The sequence below is a fragment of the Carnobacterium sp. genome, assembly GCF_032094055.1.
GTDB lineage: Bacteria > Bacillota > Bacilli > Lactobacillales > Carnobacteriaceae > Carnobacterium_A.
The window spans coordinates 8,546-11,672 of record NZ_DAMDAK010000081.1 but is presented as its reverse complement, the minus strand read 5'-3'; the positions used below and the strand labels follow the sequence as shown (position 1 = coordinate 11,672).

Here is a 3,127-nt window from a genome sequence, read left to right as displayed (position 1 = left end):
TGTGCCCGCAAGGGCGTGCCGGTTCGATTCCGGCCGCCGGTGTTCTAAAAAGTATCAACAGTCTTTGTACTGTTGGTGCTTTTTTCTTTGGTTCTATCATTTTTGATGTTGATCAGTAAAATGAATCTATTCCACAATCTTGAAATTTTTGGAGGTATAGTGGTTGCTTGCAGCCATGTAAAGGATTCAATGCGAATTACGAAGCGATTATACTTCGTTTGTGGCTTGAAAGACTGGAGACAGATAAGGCTCTAGACGATCCCATGTCTTCTTGCAAGCAGACACATAAATTCCGGAGTAAATCTCACTATCTAATCTTAGTATGTTTGATAAAGAGCCTTTTCTTTTCGATAACTGGTAGTGGTGATTTCAAAATGTGCTGAAAGAATCTTTTTTTGAATAGTAGTGCAAGAAATGAGGCAATGAGACTATGTAGTTGATTGAACTGGGAAAATAGTGGAACTTAAAAGCTATATATTTAATACCTTTTATTAAGTGCCTTAAGATTCCTATTGTAAAATTGAAAACGGATACTATAATAGAAAGTAAGCAGTTAGGAGCTGGTAGTGAATGCAAAATGAAAGTAATGTAACCATTATTAGTAATAAGTACAAGGATAGTATTGAAAAAATCTATCAAGACCTTTACTCATGCATAATTGATATTGCGGATATTTACGGGACAAATGCGATATGTTCTGCAGAAGCAATGCAGACTATCTTTCAAAGAATAGAGGCTCAATCAACATCTCAGCTTTTCTTTTTGGGTAATGGAAATTTTCATTACTTGTCTTATGGGATATTGAAAAAAATAAAAACTCCTTTTACTTTGATTGTCTATGACCACCATAATGACGCTGGAAAGCTTGCTTACAAAGACTTGATTTCCTGCGGGTCTTGGATAAATGATGCAGTTCTTTATTTACCCAATTTAAAAAAAGTCTACATTATTGGGGTAGGAGAAGAACAAGAAAAAGAGATGTTGCCTGAAGTTGGTCAGAAAATTGAGATTATTAGAGAAGAAGAAATGACTGATGAGAAAATGGCGGAAATTTCTGAAACTATTCCAACTACCGATATCTATGTTAGTGTAGACCGAGATATATTATCAGAAAAAGAAGTTCAGACTAATTGGAACCAGGGTAATATTAAAATAGAAAAGCTGATTCAGTCAATAGATTTAATTCTCCATGATCATCAGTTGATCGGCGCAGATGTGTGTGGGGATTTAGAATGGGATTATACTTCAGAATTTCGTTACCCTATGACTGAATACCGGAAAAAATCCGCTGCAATAAATAAACGGTTATTTGATTTTCTAGCTAAAAAAATGAAACAAGTAAATGTGGCTTTACCTTAAAGAAGCCTTGATTCATAAATTAAAATAATAAAAAGAAAACAGCTAGAAGTATTTATTTGAGAGTCTTTTTTCTCTTAATGAGGGCTGGGAAAATTTAGCCAGAAAGCAATTATTAATCAAGCTTGTCACAGGTCTTTTTTCAAAAGGACGCAAGGTACTTCATTCTCATAAAATTCTTCAGATGCTGTTGTATAGCCTATTTCTTTATAAAAAGAAGCAGCAGACTGTTCGGAATGAATAACAGCTTTTGTGCATCCTTTCTTACGACCAATTTTTTCTAATGTTTGAATGACAGTTCTTCCCAAGTTCTGCCCGCGATATTCTTTCAATGTGGCAATTCGCCCAATTCGAATCGTTGCATTATCAAGTAATTCATATCTTCCGGTAGATACAGGCTGTTTATTATCGTAAATTACCACGTAAACTAAAGAGGAACGATCTTGTTCATCAAACTCTTCTTCCAGTTTCATATTTCTTTCTAGGACAAAGACAGACATGCGCACATAAAAAGCGGCTGCTTTATTCCAAATTTCGTTACCTATATGAATCTTCATCATTAATACAGTCCTCCTAAAATTACAACTTGATAAGTTCTATTTTGACAAAGCGTTGAATGAAAGTCAACAAGAGAAGTATGCCTAGACATGTTCACAGATTTTTATAATTAAGTAATTAACAAGCTGTTTTTTATTGCATTTTGACAACATTATTTGTATGATAAAGAGAGGTATGAAAGCGCTTTATATATATTAAAGGTTCTTAAACTTAAGTGAAAGGAGGAAAGCTTTAAGTAGTGGAAGGTGTGATGCACATTACTGCTGTACTTTTGAACAGGCAGCTATTATGAGATAAGGAGAGGATCATATGTCGACAAAAGAAACTTTTCAAAAATCAGATATTAGAAAAGACAACCCGATTTTTTCGCCATTGCGAGCAGTGATTGAGACTTCTATGTACGGAAATAATGTGAATAAAGTAACGAGTGTAGCTGAGGCTTATGGATTAGCTCTAAAAGCTCCAGTTACCATCGTAACAGATTTACCTGTAAAATACCCAGAAAAATTGGACTTGCCCGAGGACACAAAGGTTTTAGTCGAAAATGGTGGTTCGGTTGTCGGAAGAACGGCAGCTGCTCGAAGAATCGTAGGAAACAACCAAGAGGAAGACGCTAAGTTAGCGGCAATCGTTCGAGATGCTGTTTACCAAGGGTCTTTAAAAAAACGCTATAAAACAGCTGCTTATGTAGGTTTGGATTCAGAATTTATGGTCAAAGCCCATCTTTCAGTACCGGAAGGTCAAGAAAATAATTTGTATTCCTGGCTGTTGAATTTCCAAGTAACCAATGATTTCTACGATAAGATGTATGCAGCATCTCGTAAAATCGATGCTGGAGATATTTTTATTTATTCTGATCCGACTTGGCATCATCCTGATTACCCTATGGGATTAGCATATTTTGATACAGACCATAATGCAGCTATTATTTTAGGAATGAATTATTTTGGCGAATTGAAAAAAGCTACTTTAACGCTAGCTTGGGCTACAGCTCATCGAATGGGGTATGCTTCTTGTCATGGGGGTCAAAAGAAGTTTACATTAGCGGATGGATCAAATTACGTTTCGGCTTTCTTTGGATTATCTGGTTCAGGTAAATCGACACTGACACATGCGAAACACAATCAGAAATATCAAATTGAAGTTTTGCATGACGATGCCTTTATTATTTCTTTATCTGATGGAACTTCAATTGCTTTAGAACCGGCTTACT

Annotated in this window: 2 protein-coding genes and 1 pseudogene; 2 read left to right on the top strand and 1 reads right to left on the bottom strand. The window is 35.6% G+C overall.

Features of this window, described 5'->3' with window-relative positions; all coding sequences use genetic code 11:
- Positions 1-570 precede the first annotated feature (570 nt).
- Positions 571-1,359, top strand: a complete 789-nt coding sequence (locus RT405_RS11040; RefSeq protein WP_313469686.1) for an arginase family protein — start codon at positions 571-573, stop codon at positions 1,357-1,359.
- Between the two features lie 125 nt (positions 1,360-1,484).
- Here RT405_RS11040 and RT405_RS11035 read toward each other — a convergent pair whose 3' ends face one another.
- On the bottom strand, positions 1,485-1,916 hold the full coding sequence (locus tag RT405_RS11035; RefSeq protein WP_313469685.1) for a GNAT family N-acetyltransferase: 432 nt from the start codon (positions 1,914-1,916) through the stop codon (positions 1,485-1,487).
- 307 nt (positions 1,917-2,223) lie between these two features.
- Here RT405_RS11035 and RT405_RS11030 point away from each other — a divergent pair.
- Positions 2,224-3,127, top strand: a pseudogene (locus RT405_RS11030) (phosphoenolpyruvate carboxykinase (ATP)); the annotation flags it as partial.